The sequence below is a fragment of the Ruegeria sp. C10 genome (assembly GCF_056537805.1).
Window position 1 is genome coordinate 181,619 of record NZ_JBQFSC010000004.1, and the last position, 19,178, is coordinate 200,796.

Here is a 19,178-nt window from a genome sequence, read left to right on the forward strand (position 1 = left end):
AACCGGCGGTGAGGTTTTTCTTTACCCTCAGAGCTTTCCCCTTGTTCACGCCACGCCCCGCTTGTTAGCACTTCGGCGAAACAACCTGGCGAGGCACTGACGATGCGATCTTTCCCTCCGATGCAGACCGTCTCAACCGGGTTGGTTGTGGCCATTGTCGGGTTCTTCAGCTCGTTTCCCATCGTACTGCAGGGGTTGGGCGCGATGGGAGCTTCATCGCAGGAAGCCGCCTCGGGTCTGATGAGTGCGGCGATTGCCATGGGGCTTGCAGCCATCGTCCTCAGCCTGCGGTACAAAATGCCGATCAGCGTTGCGTGGTCGACTCCGGGGGCCGCTCTGTTAGCCGTCTCGGCCACCCCGGTCGAGGGATTTTCAGGCGCGATTGGTGCGTTCCTGTGCGCCGGAGCATTAACGGTTCTGGCAGGGCTGTGGAAGCCGCTGGGACGATTGGCAGCAGCAATTCCCACAACACTGGCGCAAGCAATGCTGGCAGGTGTGCTCTTGTCACTATGCCTTGTGCCCTTCAAGGCGGCGATCGAGATTCCATGGCAGGCGTTGCCGGTGATCCTGACGTGGTTTGTCGCGGGCCGTTTCAATCGGTTGATCGCAGTTCCGGCAGCTGTGGTCACGGCGGCTATCATTGTGTCGCTGAACGCAGGAGATGCCCAATTGATGCCGGATCGTTTGATCGCGGCTCCGATCTGGACCATGCCATCATTCTCGGTCGCGTCGGCCATCGGGATCGGCGTACCGCTGTTTATCGTCACGATGGCGACACAGAATATCCCCGGCGTCGCGGTGATGCGCAGCTTTGGCTTTGATCCTGTTCCCGGCCGGTTGTTTTCATCCGTCGGTGGCGCAAGCATGCTTTCGGCCCCTTTCGGGGCGCCCGCAACCTGCCTGGCCGCAATCACCGCAGCGATGTGTTCCAACGAGGAAAGCCACCCCGAACCGGCGCAGCGTTATTGGTCGGCAATCATGGGTGGCGTGTTCTACTGCCTCTTCGGTATCTTTGCCGTGGCGATCACCAGTTTTGCCGCCCATGCCGACCCGCTGCTTATGGGCACTCTGGCAGGTGTGGCCCTGATCGGGGTCCTGGCCAATGCCATGCATGCCGCACTGGACGTCCCTGTCGAGCGCGAAGCGGCTATTTTGACACTGGCCATCACAGCCTCTGGAATAACGGTTTTTGGGTTGGGCGCGGCAGTCTGGGGGCTGTTGGCTGGGGGTATCGCATATCTGGCAACAAACCGAGTGCGCTGAGCCCTTTCATCAGAACCCCTCAGGCGGTAAAATGAGCGCATGTTCGGATCGCTTGGAAAACTGATTGAACGCCAGATCATAAAGGCGCAGGCCGAAGGCCAACTGCAGGGTCTTGAAGGCGAAGGTGCCCCGTTACCCGACCGCTCGGGCGAGGCACAAGGCGATCCCGCCATTGCTGCGGGTCATCGGATCATGGCGCAGGCCGGAGTGCTACCCGAGGAGTTCGACATCAAGAAACAGCTCGACGCCGCCCGCAAGGAGTTTGCAGCGCTGCCTGACAATCAGGACCGCAGGGCCGCAATGAAAAAGATTGCTGATCTTGAGATGCGATACAACATGGCCCGCGATGCACGGCGCGCATTCATGCGGTGATCATTTGAACTCGGGCTTTCGGCCCTGCATCTGTGCCATGACAACTTCCATTTGATCCGACTTACCGATCAGGTCGACCTGTTCGGTAGACTCGGCCAACAGCACATCAGCACGGTCACGGGTTTCGGCCACATCAATCAACCGTTTGGCGGCGCGGATGGCGGACGGGCTTTTACCCGCGATGTCCTCGGCCAGCGCCAGCGCTTCGGTCAGGGGATCATCCGACAGTTTGGTAACAAGCCCCCAATCTGCCGCCTGTGGCGCTGCGATAGGGCGGGCGGTATAGGTCAGCAGGCGCAGCACGTCCGAGCGCACGAGCTCTGGCAGCAGAACCATGCCGCCCATGTCGGGGATAATGCCCCATTTCATCTCCATCACTGCCAGCTTGGCTTCGGGATGCGCGATGCGGATGTCAGCACCCAGCGCAATCTGTAGCCCACCGCCATAGGCGACGCCTTGAATAGCGCAGATCACCGGCACCGGGACGCGCCGCCAGATCAAGGCAAGTTCCTGCATTTCGTTGGCATCTTCGTGGCTGCGGGTCATCAGCCATTCGCTTGGGTCTGTGTGCGCCATGCTGGCAAAGCTGGCCATATCGAGCCCAGCGCAAAAGCTTTTGCCTTCCCCCGATAGCACCACGGCGCGAATGTCGGCTGCGGCGACCTCTTGACCGGCCGAAAGGATCGCCTTGATCATCGCATCGTCCAGCGCGTTCATCTTGTCGCCACGGGTCAGCGTGACACGTGCGATGTGGTCTTTGTATTCGATGGAAACGCGGGACATGGGACCTCCGGGGCGTGTTTTGTTGTGTAAACATGCCAGCAAGACGCCAGCAGCGCCACAGCGACGTCAGGGCAAACCGCACATCCGAAGCCTCCTTTGAACTTCTGTCAAGGCTTGCCCCACCTGATCGGTTGCGCTTATCTGCGGCCATGACTGGTCCTCGTTATACCCCGCTTGCCCTCACGCTGCCCGCGACCGTGCCTTTTGTCGGCCCCGAAACGCAGGAGCGCCAACGTGGCGCGCCCTTCGTGGCCCGGATCGGTGCGAATGAAAGCGTGTTTGGCCCGTCCCCGCGCGCCATCGATGCAATGCAACGGGCCGCAGGCGAGATATGGATGTATGGCGATCCCGAGAATTACGAACTACGCCATGCGCTGGCGGTACATCATGGGGTTGCGCCTGAAAATATCGTGGTTGGCGAAGGCATTGACGGGTTGCTGGGCTATCTGGTGCGCCTGTTGGTTGGTCACGGCGATGCAGTTGTGACTTCGGATGGAGCTTATCCGACTTTCAATTACCACGTGGCCGGGTTTGGTGGGGTATTGCACAAGGTCCCCTACCGCGACGATCACGAGGACCCGACGGCACTGTTCGCCAAAGCGGCGGAGGTAGACGCCAAGTTGGTCTATCTGGCCAACCCGGACAACCCGATGGGAACATGGCATTCAGGTGAGGATATCGTGTCCGCTCTGGAGGCTTTGCCAGAGGGCTGTTTGGTGGTTCTTGACGAGGCATATGTCGAATGCGCGCCCGAAGGGACCGCTGCACCTGTCGCTGCTGATGATTCACGTGTGATCCGGATGCGAACGTTTTCCAAGGTTTATGGCATGGCCGGGGCGCGGGTAGGCTATGCTATCGGCTCATCCGAGTTGATTGCGAGCTTCAACAAAGTGCGCAACCATTTCGGCATGAACCGAGCCGCGCAGGCAGGGGCATTGGCCGCGCTAAAAGATGAAGATTGGCTGACGCATGTGCAGCAAAGGATTGCCGGGTCCCGGAACCGCATCGAAGAGATTTCACGGTCGAATGGTCTGCTGCCTTTGCCGTCTGCGACAAACTTTGTGGCGATTGATTGTGGGCGCGATGGGGTGTTTGCCAAGGCCGTGTTGGACGCGCACGTTGAACAAGGCGTGTTCGTGCGGATGCCATTTGCCGCGCCCCAGAACCGGTGCATTCGGGTCAGCTGCGGAGGTGAGGCGGAAATGGCGGCGTTTGAAGCTGCTCTGCCCACGGCCTTAGCAAAAGCCCGAGCCTCGTAAAGGGGGCTGTCTGCCCCCTATCGCGCCCAAGTGCGATTTCCCCGAAGGTATTTTAGGCCAGATGAAGAGGCGGATCGGGCTTATCCGGCCAGCGTCGCGGCGGCGGCTTCGAGCGCACCCTGACCACGGGGGATATCGAGCGCAGCCATAGCGGTTTCGACGCCACCCAGCATGGCCATGACCATTTGAGCGTTTATGTGCCCCATGTGGCCAAGGCGGAAGCAGCCATCCCAATCCTCCATTCCCAGACCGATGCCCAGCGTCAGACCCAGTTGGGTTTCGGTATAGCTGCGCAGCGGCGTGCCGCGCCCCTCGGTCAGGCGGAGGGCAGTGACCGCGTGGCTGCGATGGGCCGGGTCGGCGACGTTGAAATGCAGCGCGCCACCTTGCGCCCAGATTTCACAGGCGGCCCAGATGGCCGTTGCCAGGTGTTCGTGGCGGGCCCAGACCTGTTCGATCCCTTCGCCATGGATCAGGTCGAGCGCGGCGCGCAGGCCATACAGGTGGTGGGTTGGCGCGGTGCCGTTAAAATACTGATAGAACAGATCTGGATTGGCGCGTGGTTGCCAGTCCCAATAATGCGAGACGCGGGGCATTGTGGCGCGCTTGGCTTGCGCCTTGTCGTTGAAGAAGACAAAGCTGGTGCCCGCCGGGGTCATAAGCCCCTTTTGGCAAGCCGTGACAGTGACGTCGACACCCCAGGCATCCATCTCGAACCGGTCGCAGCCCATCGACGCGATGCAGTCAGCCATCAGCAAGGCTGGGTGGTCAAGGTCGTCGAGCAACGCTCGCAGGGCCGGGATATCGTTGCGGATCGATGTGGACGTATCGACGTGGACTGCAAGGACCGCTTTGATCTTGAGGCTGGTATCGTTACGCAGGGCCTCGGCGATGCGGTCAAGATCCCAGGGCGAGGACATGCCGAAATCGATCAGGTCAACCTTGGCGCCGATTCCTTCGGCCATCTCGGCCCAACCGTGGGTGAAGCGGCCAGAGGCCGGGGCAAGCACGGTTTCACCGGGTGCGATGACGTTGGAAAGCGCAGCCTCCCATGTACCGTGGCCGTTGGCGATATAGATGGCGACGTTGTGCTGGGTTCCGGCAACGCGTTTCAAGTCTCGGGTGAGCGCGGGCATCATCTCGATCAATTCGCCGTCATAGATATTGGGCGACGGACGGTGCATCGCCTGCAGCACCGTATCGGGCATGACCGAAGGGCCGGGGATGGCCAGATACTCGCGCCCATGCGCGAGGGAGGTTTGGTTTGTCATGAGGGCAACCTGTTTGAATTGAGGCCTACCCTAGCGTCTTGCCCTGCGGCGTCAATCCAGCAGACTGGCGGCCTCGCGGGCAAGTGTTTCGATCCCGGACCAATCACCGTTTTGAACCATCTGCTTGGGCGCGACCCAGCTGCCGCCGGCGCAGACAACATTCGTCAGTGACAGGTAATCGAGGGCATTTGACGGCGATACGCCACCAGTTGGGCAGAAGGTGATCTGCGGTAGCGGTGCGCCGATGGCTTTTAGGGCGGGAGCCCCTCCTGAGGCCTCGGCGGGGAAGAATTTCAGCATGTCATAGCCCTTTTCCAGCAGAGCCATGGCTTCGCTTGCAGTAGCCGCACCGGGGAGAAGGGGCAGACCTTCGGCTTCGCAGGCGGCGATCAGGGCATCGGTCGCACCGGGCGAGACGCCGAACTGAGCGCCAGCCTCTTTGGCAGCGCGGACATCTTCGGGCGTGACCAGTGTACCCGCCCCGACAACACCGCCGGGGACGTTGGCCATGGCGCGGATCGCGTCGAGCGCGGCGGGAGTGCGCAAGGTGACTTCAAGCGCCGGGAGGCCACCGGCGACCAAAGCTTCGGCCAACGGGCGCGCATGGGCCGCGTCGTCGACGACCAGGACTGGAACAATCGGGGCCAGCGCGCAGATCTCGCGGGTGCGTTGGGTTTTGGACATTGGGTTACACTCCGAAAATGCTGGCGCCGGTGTCGGCTGAGCCGACATTCTGACGGAAGGCGCCGAAGAGGTCACGGCCAACGCCGTGTTGGTTTGCCGTAAGGTCGGCGGTGGCCGGATTGCGGTCGAGAACACCGGGGGTCAGGATTTCCAACTCGCCCTTGACCGCATCAACGCGCAACAGGTCACCGTCTTGCAGATAGGCGATCGGTCCACCATCCAGCGCCTCGGGGCAGACATGGATGGCGGCGGGCACTTTGCCGGATGCGCCCGACATACGGCCATCGGTGACCAGAGCCACCTTCTGCCCCCTGCCCTGCAGGATCGACAGGATCGGCGTCAGCGAGTGAAGTTCGGGCATTCCATTGGCTTTTGGCCCTTGGAAGCGAACAACAACGATGACGTCATCGGTGAATTCTCCGGCTTTGAAAGCGGCTTTAACGGCGTTCTGGTCGTGGAATACACGCACGGGCGCTTCGACCACTTGGTGTTCAGGTGCTACAGCCGACACCTTCATGACCCCTGTGCCCAGATTGCCCGTCAAGCGAGAAAGCCCGCCCGTGGGTTGGAACGGGTCTTTGGCCGGGCGAACGATCTTTTCGTTCAGACTGTGGCCCGCGCCCTCTTCCCAGACCAACTCGCCGTCTTTCAGCTTGGGTTCTTTGGTGTAGTTGTGCAGGCCCTGCCCCGCGACAGTCAGCGTATCGGGGTGCAGCAAGCCATCTTCCAGCAGCGTGCCGATGGCAAAGCCCAGGCCACCCGCAGCGTGGAAGTGGTTCACGTCTGCCAGACCGTTGGGATAGACGCGCGCGACCAAAGGCACGACAGCGGAGATGTCGGAAAAATCCTCCCAGTCCAGCACGATACCACCGGCACGCGCCATGGCGATCAGGTGGATCAGTAGGTTAGTGGAACCGCCGGTGGCCATCAGGCCGACGATGCCATTGACGAAAGCGCGCTCATCAAGGATCTGGCAGACCGGTGTGTAGTGATTGCCTAGTGCACTAAGGGAAAGGGCGCGGCGCGCACCTTCTTCGGTCAGCGCATCGCGCAGGGGCGTGTTGGGATTGACGAAGCTGGAGCCCGGCAGGTGCAAGCCCATGAACTCCATCAGCATCTGGTTGGTGTTGGCAGTTCCGTAGAAGGTGCAGGTGCCGGGGCCGTGATATGCGGCCATTTCGGCCTTCATCAGCTCTTCGCGGCCCACCTCTCCGGCGGCGAATTTCTGGCGGACCTTGGCCTTTTCGTCATTCGGCAGGCCACTGGTCATCGGACCTGCAGGCAGGAAGACGGCAGGAAGATGCCCAAAGGCTTGCGCGCCGATGATTAGGCCGGGCACGATCTTGTCACAGACGCCCAGGAAAACGGCGGCGTCATAAGTGTTGTGGCTTAGCGCCACTCCGGTCGCCAACGCGATCACATCGCGCGAGAACAGCGAGAGTTCCATCCCCGCCTCGCCTTGGGTGACGCCGTCGCACATGGCTGGCACGCCGCCTGCAACCTGCGCTGTGCCGCCTGCTGCGCGGATCGCATCGCGGATCAGGGCCGGGTAGCGTTCGAAAGGCTGATGGGCCGAGAGCATATCGTTATAGGCGGTGACGATCCCCAGATTGCCAGCCGTGCCGGTGGCCATGGAGTCCTGATCTTCGCCCGCCCCGGCATAGGCGTGGGCCTGCCCGCTGCAGGACAGGTGCGCACGCGCAGGGCCCTTGGATTTGGCCTGCTCCATTCGTTCAAGATGCGGACCACGCAGATCGGCGCTGCGGTCGATGATGCGTTTGGTGACGTCGGATATAACTGTGTTGACCATGATTACCCTCCGATCTGACGCCAGCGGCGCCCATCGCGATGCATCAGCATCAATGCTTCTTCGGGCCCCGAACTGCCCTGATCGTATTTCGCGGGCTTATCGCCACGCTCTTCCCAGCCGTGAATGATGGGATCGACCCAGGCCCATGCGGCCTCGGCCTCATCGCCACGCATGAACAAAGTCTGGTCGCCGCGGATGACATCCATGATCAGGCGTTCATAGGCATCCGGGGATTGGCCGTCGTCGCCCAGCGCATCAGCGAAACTCATATCGAGTGCAACGTCGGACAGGCGGAACCCGCCCTGCCCCGGTTCCTTGATGGTGGTGCGGAGCGTGATCCCTTCGTCCGGTTGCAGGCGGATCACCAGCACGTTGCCATGCAATGGGCCGACATTCGGAAAAATCGTATGCGGCGGGTCGCGGAAGAACACTGCAATCTCGGATTCACGTGCGCGCAGGCGCTTGCCGGTCCGCAGATAAAACGGGACACCGGCCCAGCGCCAGTTGCCGATATGCGCCTTCAGCGCAATGAAGCTTTCGGTACGGCTGGCGGGGTTGCCGACGTGATCCAGATAGCCATCGCCCCCTTTTTCGGTGCGGTACTGACCACGAGCGATATCCTTGGGTTCCACCGGCTCCAGCGCTTCGATCACTTTGACCTTCTCATCGCGCACCGCGTTGGGTGAGAATTTCGAAGGCGGTTCCATCGCCGTCAGGCACAGCAATTGAACCAGATGGTTCTGGATCATGTCGCGCATCGCGCCGGACTGATCATAATAAGCACCGCGCCCTTCGACGCCCACGGTTTCGGCCACGGTGATCTGGACGTTATCAACATGAGTGGCGTTCCAGAGCGGTTCGAAAAGCGAATTGGCAAAGCGCAGCGCCATCAGGTTCTGCACGGTTTCCTTGCCCAGATAATGATCGATCCGGTAAATCTGATGTTCTTCAAAACAGGCCCGCAGCCCTTCGTTCAACGCTTTGGCTGATGCCAGATCGTGACCAAAGGGTTTCTCGACCACGATACGACTGTCAGGTGTGGACAGGCCGTGCTCGTTCAGACGTTGGGCGATGCCCGAGAAAAGGCTTGGGCCTACTGACAGATAGAAGGCGCGTACCACATCCGGTCGCAGCGTTCCCGCAAGGTCAGACCAACCCGCATCGCCAAGCGCATCTACCGGAACATACTCGACGCGGGACAGAAAGCGATCAAGCGTATCCTTTTTAAAACCCGGCGCAAACTCTTGCATCGACGCACGCAACTGTTCACGGAACCCGTCGCTGTCCATGTCGGATCGGGCGGTTCCAATGATGCGCGCATTCTCAGGCATCTGGCCGACTTCGAAGCGATGATAGAGGCCCGGCAGGATTTTACGCTGCGCCAAATCGCCCGTCGCGCCGAACAACACAAGGTCGAACGGATCTACCGGAATTACGCGTGAGACCATTGCAAGGCTCCTTTCGAATTCCCCGCCAGCATAAGCGAGGTTTCAGCCCGGGATTAAAACGCATGTGCGTCATTAGCTATGTTATCGCTAACATTCACCGGCTGAATAGAAAACCTGAGCGCAAAAATCAAGCGCGGATTTGCAGCTGGCATCGCGGAAGATCAGTCAGGACTGCGTCCGCAGCCAGTCCATCACCGCCGGACGCACGGATTGTTCCCCACGATGGCGGGCATCGGCGATAATTTTACGCACATCCTGAAGGTTCGACCGCAACAACAGGCTTTTGACCGGCCCGATTGAGGCCGGGCGCATCGAAAGGGTACGGATGCCCATGGCCGCGAGACACAGCGCCTCGACCGGGCGACCGGCATCTTCGCCACAGAAGCTGAGCGGTGTGTCCGAGATCGAGCATCTCTCAACGATACGTTCAATGAAACTCAGAAAGCTGACATTCAGCGTATCGTAGCGACGGCGAACCAGTTCATTTTCGCGGTCGGCGGCGAAGAAAAACTGTTTCAGGTCGTTCCCACCGATCGAGATAAAGCCGACTTCGTCAAAGAACTTCTGCGGCGCAAAGGCAAGTGAAGGCGTTTCCAGCATCGCCCCCACTTCGAGCGATTCAGGCAGAACATGGCCCAGACGCCGTTCACGCTCGATCGTTTTCTTGACCTCCCAGCGCGCCTCACGGAATTCGTCAGCCTGCGCGACAAACGGGAACATGATCGTCAGGGGGCGGCCATCGGCGGCCCGGATCAGCGCCTGCAACTGCATCCGCATCACGCCGCGCTTGTCCAGACCCACTCGGATCGCCCGCCAGCCCAGCGCCGGGTTCGGCTCTTCCACATGTTTCATATAAGGCAGAACCTTATCTGACCCGATATCGAGCGTGCGGAACACCACGCGCTTTTCTCCCGCAGCATCCAGGACACGTTTGTATTGCGTCACCAGCTCGGATCGCTTGGGCATCTGATTGCGGATCAGAAACTGCAGTTCGGTGCGGAACAGGCCCACTCCTTCGGCGCCAGAGGTACTAAGCGAGGGCAAATCGGCCATCAGGCCCGCGTTCATCACCATGTTGATTCGCGCACCATCCTGCGTGACGGTGGGCGTTTCACGGATCGAGGCGTAGCGTTCCTGCGCCTTGGCTTCCATCGCGATTTTATCACGGAAAGCACTAACGACGGTGTCCTCGGGGCGCAGATGTACGACACCGCTATCCCCATCCACCAATATGTGATCGCCATTCAGCGCTTCGGTGGTGATGCGGCCTACATGCACCACCAGTGGGATCGCCAACGCGCGCGCCACGATAGTGGCATGGCTTCCGACCGAGCCTTCTTCCAATACGATCCCTTTGAGAGAACGGCCATATTCCAGCAGATCACCGGGGCCGATATTTCGCGCAATTAGGATCGGATCGGGCGGCAGGTCAGCCCCGTTGCCGTTGCCCTGTCCAGTCAAAATTCGCAGCAACCGATTGCTGAGGTCGTCCAGATCGGCCAACCGTTCACGTAAATACGGATCGGTGACCTGCCCCATGCGGGCCCGCGCCTGAGATTGTTCTTTCTCGACCGCCGCCTCTGCGCTGAGACCAAGAGCGATGTCCTCCTCCATCCGGCGCATCCAACCCTTGGAGTTGGCGAACATCCGGTAGGCTTCCAGAACCTGCAACTGCTCCTTGTCGCCGCCCTGAGAAATCTCAAGCATCTTGTCGACGCCGACGCGTAGCTCTTCAACGGCCTCGGTCAGCCGCTCACGCTCACGATGCGGGTCTTCGGCAATGGGATTGGTGACAACAACACGAGGTTCATGCAGCCAGACATGGCCTTCAGCAGATCCCTCCTGCGCCGGGCCACCGGTAAGTTGCACCGATTGCTGGTGCAGCGGTGACAAGGCCGCGCCTTCTCCGACGAACGCGCCCAGTTCGGCCATTTCGGCCAGAACCATCGCGACAACTTCCAGCGCATAAACCTCGTCCGCTGAAAACTCGCGCGCGTCCCGGGACTGAACCACCAGCACGCCCAGTTTCTGACCCAGACGCTGTACCGGCACACCAAGAAAGGACGAATACCGTTCCTCGCCAGTTTCCGGCATGTACCGAAAGCCCTTGGCCGAGGGCGCGTCCGCCGTATTCACCACCTTGCCAGATTTGGCGACGCGACCGACCAGCCCTTCGCCCATACGCATCCGCGTCTTGTGCACCGCTTCTGGGGACAGACCTTCGGTGGCGCACAGTTCAAGCGTATCCTCATCCCGAAACAGGTAGATCGAGCAAACTTCGCGACCGGTACTGTCGGCGATCAGGTGCGTGATCCGGTCAAGACGTTCCTGACCGGCGGCTTCGCTCGCCATTTCTTCGCGCAGCCGTCCCAGCAACTTGCGAGATTCTGTTTCCGTGCCTTCCGCCATGGCCCACCCACGTTACGGTTTCAGACAGGACACTTGGCTGAAAGCTCAGGCCGCCTTGTCCAGTTCAAAGGCATCATGCAGTGCCTGAACCGCAAGTTCCATGTATTTCCTGTCGATCAGGACGGAAATTTTGATCTCGGAGGTTGTAATGACCTTGATGTTAATCCCCTCATCCGAGAGAATCTTGAACATCTTGGCCGCAACACCGGATTGCGAACGCATGCCGATCCCGACAACTGAGACCTTGCAAACGTCCTCATCCGCAACCAGTTCGGCGTAGTTCAGCTCACCCTGATCCTTGATCGCCAACAATGCCTTTTCGGCGCGGGAGACCTGATTGGTCGGACAGGAGAAGGTCATGTCGGTGCGCCCTTCGTCCGAGATATTCTGGACGATCATGTCCACGTTCACGCCCTCGTCGCTGAGCGCGGTAAAGATGATCGAGGCGATGCCGGGGCGGTCCGCCACGGAAACGACGGTCATCTTGGCTTCGTCGCGGGAATAGGCCACACCGGCCACAACATTGGATTCCATGATATCCTCCTCGTCGCAGACCAGTGTACCGGCCTCGTCGGATTGTTCCTCAAAGCTTGAAAGAACGCGCAGTTTCACCTTGTAGCGCATCGCCAGCTCGACCGAGCGGGTTTGAAGCACTTTGGCCCCCAGCGAGGCCAGTTCGAGCATTTCCTCGAACGAGATTTTGTCCAGCTTGCGCGCCTTTTCACAGATGCGCGGGTCGGTCGTATAGACACCGTCCACATCCGTATAGATGTCGCAGCGCTCGGCTTCGAAAGCGGCAGCAAAAGCCACGGCGGTGGTGTCCGAACCGCCCCGACCCAGCGTGGTGATGCGACCTTCGGGGCTGATGCCCTGGAAGCCCGCGACCACCGCAACGCGCATCCCTTCGCCGAATTTCTGGTTGATATTCTCGGGCGGGATTTCTTCGATCCGGGCCGCTGAATGGGCACCGTTGGTGATCAGCGGCACCTGCCAACCCTGCCAGCTGCGCGCCGGGATGTCCATTTCCTGCAGGGTCAGCGCCATCAGGCCAGCTGTAACGTTTTCACCAGAGGAGACAACGGCATCATATTCGCGCGCGTCATAGAGCGGAGAGATTTCATCGACCCAGCCCACCAGCTCGTTGGTCTTGCCGGACATCGCCGAAACGATGACGATGACGTCATAGCCTTTAGCTACCTCGACACCAACCCGTTTGGCAGCACGGCGGATCCGGTCCAGATTGGCGACCGATGTGCCGCCGAATTTCATCACGAGTACGGGCATGGGGGCTAGTGTCTCCGCGCCTTGAATTTCTGATCCCGTGCCTCTTATGCGAGGGGGGGCGCAAGGGCAAGTGGGCAAAGTCTGCACCGCAGTGCTTTACTTTGGTCGTGCGTGGTGTAAGCGTTCGATCAAAGTCTTATTCCACGAGGATTTCAATGTTCCGCTTTGCCCTTGCCCTAAGCTTGGTTTCGACTGCCGCAAATGCCCAAGTGGCCACCCTATCGGGAACGGATGGCGAGAACTCATTAGGCACCGTTCCATGCGCTGCATTGGCAGGTGATACACTGGCCAGTTGTCCGGCCGAATTGCGGAAGCGCGAAGATGGAACGGCGACGTTGGCGGTTCAGTTGAACACTGGCGAGGTCCGGCGGATTTACTTCACCAAAGGCGTGCCGGATTCCAGCAGTTCGACATCGAAACTGACCTATGAGACACGCGGTGATATCATGGTGATCTTCATTGATCCCGGTGAAGTCTACGAAATCCCCAAGGCGGCCCTGAACTCTCAGTAAGGGTGCGCCCGACCATCCCAGGTTTCAAAACAACCGGTAGTATCGAGCGAGAGAGCCGCAAATCGCTCGATCAAGCCGTTTGCCGCCTGATCGACCGTGATCTCTGCCGCAGCTCCGCCCATGTCCGTCTGCACCCAGCCCGGATGGTAGATTCCCACCGCAATGCCATCCGCCTGTAGGTCAGTCGCTAGGTTGCGGCCCAAATTCAGCGCCGCCGCCTTTGACGCACGGTAGATATAGCTGCCACCCGGCGCGCGCGTATGTGACGCCATCTGAGACGAAACGATGGCGATCCGGCCCCGCGCGGTTCGCAGGTTCGGCAACAAGGACTGTATGGTAAGAAACACGCCTGTCACGTTGGCGGCGAAGCTTTGCGCCCACATCTCGGCGGGATAGCCACTAATGTCGTGTCCTTTGTCCAGATAAACGCCCGCATTGCAGATCAGCAGGTCAATCTGGCGGCCTCGCAGTTGCTCGGCCATCGCAGCGTGCTGTTCTGGGTCCGTGACATCCAGCACGATATCTGCGCTACCGTCCCGGGCAGTTCCGGTCACTTCATGACCTTCTGCACGATACTGATCCGCAATGGATTTCCCGATCCCTCGGTTCGCGCCCGTAACTACGATGTGCATGGGTCAGTTGGTTTTGCGGCTAGGAACAAACGGCAGCGGTGCGACCGGCACGCCGTCTTCAATCAGCGATTGCGCCTCTTCGGGCTTGGCCTCACCATAGATTGCGCGCTCGGGCGCATCCCCCAGATGGATTTTGCGGGCTTCTTTGGCGAAATCCTTGCCCACATAGTCCGAGTTTTCCTCGACCTTTCGACGCAGTTCGCTGAGGACCTCAGCGATCTCGGGCGAAGGTGTTGCCATGCTGATCTCATCCGCAGAAGGCTGCGCTGGTGCAACCTCGGTCACCGCCTTGCGCGCAGGCCGGACACGCGGTGTCATCACCGCCTTTTCCACCTTGTCGCAGCCGCATACCGCGCAGGTTACCAACCCGGCCGCTGACAGTTTGTCAAAGGCGGCTGCGGATTGAAACCAACTGTCAAAGCTGTGGTCATTGCTGCATTTCAATGCGTATTGAATCATATCACATCCAAAATCCGGTTGGCGAATAGATACCGACCAACATGGCAATATCAAGTCTTGATCTTGGCCCGCTATTGCCGATGCAACCCGAATCCACCCAAAAGCGCAGCAAGATCGGGCGACGACACCTTCAACGATGCCTTTTTGGGCGAAACCCATTTGCGCCTGCGCTCACCCGCTTCGGGAAAATGCGCCTCGGATCGCTGCACATGCAGCGGAAACACATCAACTAGACACAGCGCCGATGGCTTGCCAGGCCGGTTCTTGATATAGGCAAACCGACCAAGGCTTTCGCTTCCGCACTGCCCCAAAACACCAGCCTCTTCCCAGGCCTCGCGGGCGGCTGTTTCAGACGGGGTCAGCCCGTTGATCAACCACCCCTTCGGGATGATCCAGCGCCGCGCCCTGCGCGTTGTGATCAACAAAATCTCTGGCAGGTCATCATTGGTTCGATAGCAAAGCGCAGCGGATTGAGCATAAACAGGCAGCGCCCCGGAAAGGGAGAGGTTTTCTGCCGAAAGCCCGGCAATCGCACCACTACTGCGCCCGTCAAACACGGTTCATATCCACTGCTCGCTCCGCTTATGTTGCGGTTTATAAAGTGATATTTATCATATCCGGCAAAGTCTGCCAAGCTTTACGGGAAAGCGCCCTTATTAAGAGCCATCCGCCCCGACAAGCGCCGCACCAGCTCGTCATGAGGGATGTCGGCATCAATCGCCAATCGACGCAGCCCAAAATGCACATGCGCGATCTGCTGGTAGTAGCGAGTATAGACAAAATTTGTACCGCCCCCGGCAAGCGCCCCAAGCAACGGTACAGACTGCGCCGCCAGCTTCTGGCCCAGCACTACGGACAGGCGCGGCGCCACCATCGCAATGAGGCGTTGCATGGTCGGTCCGGTCAGGGTCATGCGCATTGAGAAAAAGCCCAGATCAGCCCCGTCATCCTCGGCCAAAGGACCTGCGGCTGACAACACTCGGATCGAGTCGAATTTCACGTTCTCGGCGGTCGGATCAAACCCTTCCCGCATCGCTGCGCCTTGGATCGCGCGCAGCATCATGGCGGTTGTCGCGGGCAGCTCGACAAGTGCTGTGGACACTCCACCCAGACCTCCGGCTGCGCCCATGGCAGTAGTCAAGACTGTGTTGACCCATGGTTTCTGGTCCGGCACGGCACGCCGAGAGCCTTCGGCCGCATGCATGGCAAGCCAAAGCGCCTGTTCGGTTGCTTCGGTCAGACCTTCTCGCACCGGTTTAGGCAACTGATCCAATAAGGATTCCGCCGAACCACCAAGCTTGTTCAGCAGATTCACTCCTACGCCACCTGCCGCACCATACAGCTGCGCAAGCCGATCAAGCTCGGCCTCGGGATCGAGTTTTTCGACAAGAACCACGTCCTGCATCTGTGCCCTCCTGTCCTGAAAACATCGGGACTTTGCAGCGGGTTTTCAATGGGTCAACGGGTCCAGCGACTAACAAGTCCCTGAATTCCGGACCAAACTCCGGGGGTCAGTTCCAAACCCAGTATGCGATCAGGGTTGGTGGGCGGGGGCATTTCGACACCCGTCAGCGGGGTGAACCCGAACCGGGCATAATAGGGCGCATCGCCCACAAGCATGACGCGATCCCACCCTTTGGCGCGCCCGGCCTCTACCCCCTGATGGATCAGATATCCGCCCAACCCTTCGCCTTGATGGGTCGGGTGGACCGCCACTGGACCTAGCAGCAGCGCGTCATGTTCACCCACATGCACGGGCCAGAACCGGATTGCACCAGCCAGAATGCCCTGCCCATCGCGCGCGACCTGCGACAGGCCAGCGACAGGCGGCACGTCATCACGCAGACGATAAGACGACAACGCCTCGCGCCCCGGAGCAAAGCACAGGTCATAGAGCGCTTCGACCTCCCACCAGTCTTCCGGCTCTTCCGGCCTGATCTTGAATTGCTGCACGCGCGCCCTCTTATCCTTGCTGGAAATCGCCCTAGCACTTCGATAGGCCTTGGGCAAACGCTTGGAGTCCATATGTTCTATCGCCCCGAAGACGGCCACGGCCTGCCACACAACCCCTTCAACGCCATCATAACCCCACGCCCGATCGGCTGGATTTCGACGCGCGATGCTGACGGGATCAACAACCTGGCCCCGTATTCCTTCTTCAATGGTGTCGCTTATACACCGCCTCAGGTGATGTTCGCCTCAACCGGCTCCAAACACGATCAGGATGGCGGCAAGGACAGCATCGCCAACATCGAGGCCACGAAGGTATTCTGCGTCAACGTGGTGGCCCATGCGCATCGCGACGCAATGAATGCCAGCTCAGAGGGTTTGGAAAAGCACGTCGACGAGTTCGCTCATGCTGGGCTGACACCAGTTGAATGCGAAACCATAAATTGCTCTCGGGTCGAGGGAGCGCCCGCAGCGCTGGAATGCAAACTTACTCAGATCGTAACTCTGCCGGGTGAGTCCAATCGGGTGGTGTTCGGAGAGGTCACTGGTGTGCACCTGCACGATGACCACATCCGTGACGGCAAACTTGACGTGACCTCATTCAACCCGCTCGCGCGGTTGGGTTATCGGGACTATTCTGTGGTGACAGAATTGTTCAGCCTTTCACGCCCGGATGACTAATGCCACTGCCTGATCCTACACGCAGATATCCGATTGTTCTGCCCGACGGCTCTAGCCACAACGGAACAGTGTTTCTGTCTCAGGCCATCGATCATCCCCGCTTTGAGGCAGGAGCTTACACTTATGCGTCGGATTTCGATGCACCGAAGGACTGGGCGCAGCGGCTTGCACCGTATCTGTTTCCCTTTTCAGAAGAAAAGCTGATGCTGGGCAAGTTCTGCCAAATCGCTCATGGAGTAAGGTTTATCACTGCCTCCGCAAATCACGCGACCGATGGCTTGACCTGCTTTCCATTTCCAATCTTCGATCCGGATCGCATGTCAGGCTACCAGCCTGATACACGTGATACCGTTATCGGGCACGATGTCTGGATCGGTTACGGAGCTTTGATTTTACCCGGAGCGCAGATCGGAAATGGCGCGATTGTTGGCGCAGGCTCGGTCGTGCGGGGTCAGGTTCCACCCTATGCAGTCGTTACCGGCAATCCGGCAAAAGTCCGGCGCTATCGTTTTGATCGCGATGTGATTGAAAGGCTGCAAGACTTGCGATGGTGGGATTGGCCCGCAGAAACCATCACTCGGGCCGAAGATGCCTTGCTTTCAGGCAATATCGATGCGTTGGAGCGCATTGCTTCTGAGATATAAGGCGGCCAATCCGGCCGCCCTTTCGCGTATTCAGTGCCCGCCCAGAATACCGGTGCGGACCGAATAATCCACGGCCAGTTCGTAATCCGGGTCATCATCGCTGTCGACCATCAGATGGCCGGCCTTGTTCAGCAGCGTATGACAGTCACGGCTCAGGTGCCGCAGCATGACGCGTTTGCCAGCAGCTTCGTATTTGGCGGCGATGTTTTCGATAGCCTGCAGCGCGGATTGGTCCACCACACGGCTGGCTGCAAAGTCGATGATGACGGTTTCGGGGTCGTTTCTTACGTCGAACAGCTCCACGAAGCCCTCGGACGAGCCAAAGAACAGCGGGCCCTGAATTTCATAGACCTTCGCCCCTTCTTCCGTTTCCGAGTCGCGCGTAACCGCGTGGATGCGTTTGGCGTTATTCCATGCATAAGCCAGGGCAGAGACAATAACACCGACCACAACAGCCACCGCAAGGTCTTCCATCACGGTGACGACTGTCACCAGTACGATCACGAACGCATCCATCAAAGGCACCTTGCGCATGATCTTCAGCGAATTCCAGGCGAAGGTTCCGATCACCACCATGAACATCACACCGACAAGTGCGGCCAGTGGAATCTGCTCGATCAGAGGCGAACCCACGAGGATGAAGAGCAACAGAAATAGCGCTGCAGCGATACCTGCGATACGCGTGCGCCCGCCTGACTTCACGTTGATCATCGACTGACCGATCATCGCACAACCGCCCATACCGCCGAAGAAGCCAGTGACCACGTTCGCTGTGCCTTGCGCGATACATTCCTGCGAGGCACCACCGCGCTTGCCGGTAATCTCACCCACAAGGTTCAGCGTCAGCAGGGATTCTATCAGACCGATTGCGGCAAGGATCAGGGCATAGGGCAGGATGATTTCAAAGGTCTCCCAGTTCAGCGGCACCATAGGTATATGGAAGCTGGGCAGGCCGCCTTCGATCGAAGCCAGATCACCGACACGCGGGACGTCCAGCCCAATGCCAATGACCAAAGCAGCGACAACAAAAATCCCGGCCAGAGGCGCTGGGATGACGCGGGTGATGCGGGGCATGATCCAGATCACAGCCATGGTCAGAGCAACCAGACCCAGCATTGTGTAGAGCTGTAGGCCTGAAAGCCACTCGCCACCGCCCATGCCGTGGCCGGTATTTTCCATGGTTCCGGGCACTTTGAATTGCCCCAGCTGCGCCAGAAAGATCACAATCGCCAGGCCGTTCACAAAGCCCAGCATCACCGGGTGCGGCACAAGACGGATGAACCGGCCCCAATGCATCGCTCCTGCGATAATCTGCATAATCCCCATCAGCACCACTGTAGCGAACAGGTATTCGACCCCGTGCTGCGCAACCAATGCGACCATGACAACCGCAAGCGCCCCGGTTGCGCCCGAGATCATGCCGGGGCGACCACCGATCAACGCAGTGATCAGACCAACCAGGAATGCGGCATAAAGCCCGACCAGAGGGTGCACCCCGGCGACAAAGGCAAAGGCCACGGCTTCGGGGACCAGCGCCAAGGCGACGGTGAGACCGGACAGCAACTCGATCCGCAGGCGGGAAAAGGTCAATCCCTCATCCGGGACCCAGCGCAAATCGGGTTTGGCTATACGATTGGCAAAGCTTGCCAGCATGGCTCGGGGCATGGATCGGTCCTGTTGGTCGGTTTTGTTCGCGCGAAAGGGGCCTTCTAGCGGT

Annotated in this window: 19 protein-coding genes; 6 read left to right on the forward strand and 13 right to left on the reverse strand. The window is 59.6% G+C overall.

The features are described 5' to 3' along the window. The first annotated feature begins 102 nt into the window (after nt 1-102). Both ACR0DE_RS17220 and ACR0DE_RS17225 read left to right on the forward strand, forming a co-directional pair. Nucleotides 103-1,263 (forward strand): benzoate/H(+) symporter BenE family transporter, encoded by a 1,161-nt coding sequence (locus ACR0DE_RS17220; protein ID WP_480754428.1) that lies wholly within the window; start codon nt 103-105, stop codon nt 1,261-1,263. A gap of 39 nt (nt 1,264-1,302) precedes the next feature. Then, a complete protein-coding gene (locus tag ACR0DE_RS17225; RefSeq protein ID WP_480561175.1) occupies nt 1,303-1,635 on the forward strand; it encodes a DnaJ family domain-containing protein in 333 nt (110 codons plus the stop codon). Here ACR0DE_RS17225 and ACR0DE_RS17230 read toward each other — a convergent pair whose 3' ends face one another. Beyond that, the gene (locus ACR0DE_RS17230) at nt 1,636-2,418 is read right to left on the reverse strand and encodes a crotonase/enoyl-CoA hydratase family protein (RefSeq protein WP_480754431.1); all 783 of its coding nucleotides are present in this window, start codon (nt 2,416-2,418) and stop codon (nt 1,636-1,638) included. Between the two features lie 149 nt (nt 2,419-2,567). Here ACR0DE_RS17230 and ACR0DE_RS17235 point away from each other — a divergent pair, with 149 nt between their 5' ends. Then, entirely contained in the window at nt 2,568-3,677 is a 1,110-nt protein-coding gene (locus ACR0DE_RS17235; RefSeq protein ID WP_170404245.1) for a pyridoxal phosphate-dependent aminotransferase, read from the forward strand. 80 nt (nt 3,678-3,757) lie between these two features. Here the strand turns inward: ACR0DE_RS17235 and ACR0DE_RS17240 are convergent, their stop codons facing one another. From ACR0DE_RS17240 to ACR0DE_RS17265, 6 genes are all read right to left on the reverse strand, one after another. After that, nucleotides 3,758-4,948, reverse strand: coding sequence for a pyridoxal-phosphate-dependent aminotransferase family protein (locus ACR0DE_RS17240; protein WP_480754433.1), 1,191 nt, complete (start codon nt 4,946-4,948; stop codon nt 3,758-3,760). 51 nt (nt 4,949-4,999) lie between these two features. Beyond that, nucleotides 5,000-5,632, reverse strand: coding sequence for a bifunctional 4-hydroxy-2-oxoglutarate aldolase/2-dehydro-3-deoxy-phosphogluconate aldolase (locus ACR0DE_RS17245; RefSeq protein ID WP_480754435.1), 633 nt, complete (start codon nt 5,630-5,632; stop codon nt 5,000-5,002). Between the two features lie 4 nt (nt 5,633-5,636). Further along, entirely contained in the window at nt 5,637-7,442 is a 1,806-nt protein-coding gene (gene edd, locus ACR0DE_RS17250; RefSeq protein ID WP_480754437.1) for a phosphogluconate dehydratase, read from the reverse strand. 2 nt (nt 7,443-7,444) lie between these two features. Then, on the reverse strand, nt 7,445-8,890 hold the full coding sequence (gene zwf, locus ACR0DE_RS17255; protein ID WP_170663861.1) for a glucose-6-phosphate dehydrogenase: 1,446 nt from the start codon (nt 8,888-8,890) through the stop codon (nt 7,445-7,447). Nucleotides 8,891-9,055: 165 nt separating this feature from the next. Beyond that, nucleotides 9,056-11,299: a phosphoenolpyruvate--protein phosphotransferase gene (ptsP, locus tag ACR0DE_RS17260; protein ID WP_170511353.1), complete on the reverse strand. Its 2,244-nt coding sequence runs from the start codon at nt 11,297-11,299 to the stop codon at nt 9,056-9,058. 45 nt (nt 11,300-11,344) lie between these two features. Then, the gene (locus ACR0DE_RS17265; RefSeq protein WP_170397275.1) at nt 11,345-12,583 is read right to left on the reverse strand and encodes an aspartate kinase; all 1,239 of its coding nucleotides are present in this window, start codon (nt 12,581-12,583) and stop codon (nt 11,345-11,347) included. A 155-nt stretch (nt 12,584-12,738) separates the two neighbouring features. Here ACR0DE_RS17265 and ACR0DE_RS17270 point away from each other — a divergent pair, with 155 nt between their 5' ends. Further along, complete coding sequence (locus tag ACR0DE_RS17270) at nt 12,739-13,095, forward strand: hypothetical protein (RefSeq protein ID WP_170397277.1); 357 nt, start codon at nt 12,739-12,741, stop codon at nt 13,093-13,095. Here ACR0DE_RS17270 and ACR0DE_RS17275 read toward each other — a convergent pair. The 5 genes from ACR0DE_RS17275 to ACR0DE_RS17295 form a co-directional block, all read right to left on the reverse strand. After that, the gene (locus ACR0DE_RS17275; protein WP_480754440.1) at nt 13,089-13,727 is read right to left on the reverse strand and encodes an SDR family NAD(P)-dependent oxidoreductase; all 639 of its coding nucleotides are present in this window, start codon (nt 13,725-13,727) and stop codon (nt 13,089-13,091) included. The genes ACR0DE_RS17270 and ACR0DE_RS17275 overlap by 7 nt on opposite strands. A 3-nt stretch (nt 13,728-13,730) precedes the next feature. Beyond that, entirely contained in the window at nt 13,731-14,186 is a 456-nt protein-coding gene (locus ACR0DE_RS17280; protein WP_170397281.1) for a DUF1178 family protein, read from the reverse strand. A 71-nt stretch (nt 14,187-14,257) separates the two neighbouring features. After that, nucleotides 14,258-14,743, reverse strand: a complete 486-nt coding sequence (locus ACR0DE_RS17285; protein WP_480754442.1) for an NUDIX hydrolase — start codon at nt 14,741-14,743, stop codon at nt 14,258-14,260. An 80-nt stretch (nt 14,744-14,823) separates the two neighbouring features. Beyond that, the gene (locus ACR0DE_RS17290; RefSeq protein WP_480737293.1) at nt 14,824-15,591 is read right to left on the reverse strand and encodes an EcsC family protein; all 768 of its coding nucleotides are present in this window, start codon (nt 15,589-15,591) and stop codon (nt 14,824-14,826) included. Between the two features lie 53 nt (nt 15,592-15,644). After that, the gene (locus ACR0DE_RS17295) at nt 15,645-16,139 is read right to left on the reverse strand and encodes a GNAT family N-acetyltransferase (RefSeq protein ID WP_480737445.1); all 495 of its coding nucleotides are present in this window, start codon (nt 16,137-16,139) and stop codon (nt 15,645-15,647) included. Between the two features lie 72 nt (nt 16,140-16,211). Here ACR0DE_RS17295 and ACR0DE_RS17300 point away from each other — a divergent pair, with 72 nt between their 5' ends. Continuing rightward, nucleotides 16,212-16,817 carry a flavin reductase family protein gene (locus ACR0DE_RS17300; protein WP_480754444.1) on the forward strand — a complete coding sequence of 202 codons (606 nt, stop codon included), beginning with the start codon at nt 16,212-16,214 and terminating at the stop codon, nt 16,815-16,817. Then, a complete protein-coding gene (locus ACR0DE_RS17305) occupies nt 16,817-17,461 on the forward strand; it encodes a CatB-related O-acetyltransferase (protein WP_170397291.1) in 645 nt (214 codons plus the stop codon). Before ACR0DE_RS17300 ends, ACR0DE_RS17305 begins: the two co-directional genes overlap by 1 nt. A gap of 30 nt (nt 17,462-17,491) precedes the next feature. Here ACR0DE_RS17305 and ACR0DE_RS17310 read toward each other — a convergent pair whose 3' ends face one another. Beyond that, nucleotides 17,492-19,126: a SulP family inorganic anion transporter gene (locus ACR0DE_RS17310; RefSeq protein WP_170404268.1), complete on the reverse strand. Its 1,635-nt coding sequence runs from the start codon at nt 19,124-19,126 to the stop codon at nt 17,492-17,494. Between the last annotated feature and the right edge of the window lie 52 nt (nt 19,127-19,178).